Raw genomic sequence first — 1,058 nt, forward strand, 5'->3', positions numbered from 1 at the left:
ATCTTTACGGCCTAACCTATTTGCATAAACACCAACCGCCACAAAAATTAATGGTGTTATTATGTTTAGCAGTATATTTGTCTGATTGACATCCATAATCTACTTAATACTCCTTGATTATGATAAAAAGCTAACGCCCACTTAAGCGGACAAAAATTGTTGGCTATACTTGTTGAGGAACGAAACAAAGCCAACTGTTTGTGTTCCGTTTAAAGTGCTTGTTATGCAATATCTGCAACGAGAGTCTTCGATTTTTCATTAATAAAGTAATAATTAGTAAATGCTTCAATAGCGTGATAATTTCTATGACAGTAAAATTTTAGATCTTTTTTTGATACATGCGATAATTGAATGAATTTATCAGTATCTATTACTCTGTAACTTGGCATGCTATCAAAAACATTACTACTATCAGGAATAGAGCTAGCGTATTCCTTATAATCAATTTCTTTTTCACCAATCAAATCATAAACATAATTTTTATAGATATCTTCCCCTTCATATTCGTCATCAAGTAGAACATAAAACTGAAAAGCACTAAATAGCTCCACATAACAATAAATAAACCTTGATTTTTTGTTAGCACATAAAACTAAACTATGAACTGGATAATGAGAGCTTTTATGTTTATTTTCTTCAAAGAAACCTTCTGATTTAGCCGTTGGCAGGAATGGAGATACTATTACTTTTTCTCTTATTACATTATTATCCAAGTCTATGATACATTTCATATTTTTTCTTAGTATGCCATTTTTTGCAGCGTAGCCTACAGCTACCTTCGCTAACCCCCGCTTGAATATAGTATTCCCTAAATCAAATGGAACATTAAAATTACCAGCTAAATCATCAAATATTACGACAGTATCATCTTCTTCAACTTTGCCATTTTTTATCAAATACTTTTTATAGTTCTGACCTGTCTTCTCAGAATCGGCATATATAGCCTTTTTATCCTTATCAAAAAATGGTTTTTTTGGAAAGAATTTACCATTTCTATAGAAGACATCAACACCATAGCCTTTGTGGAAAGCAGCAAAGCTTTGAGTCTTCTTTCTATC

General features: G+C 31.5%; 1 protein-coding gene. It reads right to left on the minus strand.

Annotated features, from left to right (window positions below; genetic code table 11):
- Nucleotides 1-221: 221 nt before the first annotated feature.
- Nucleotides 222-1,058: hypothetical protein (locus AB4653_RS27885; RefSeq protein ID WP_372105874.1), on the minus strand; the 837-nt coding region annotated here is incomplete at its 5' end.

The organism is Vibrio sp. 10N.222.48.A3 (assembly GCF_041475345.1).
In the GTDB taxonomy this organism is placed as follows: Bacteria; Pseudomonadota; Gammaproteobacteria; order Enterobacterales; family Vibrionaceae; genus Vibrio; species Vibrio tasmaniensis_A.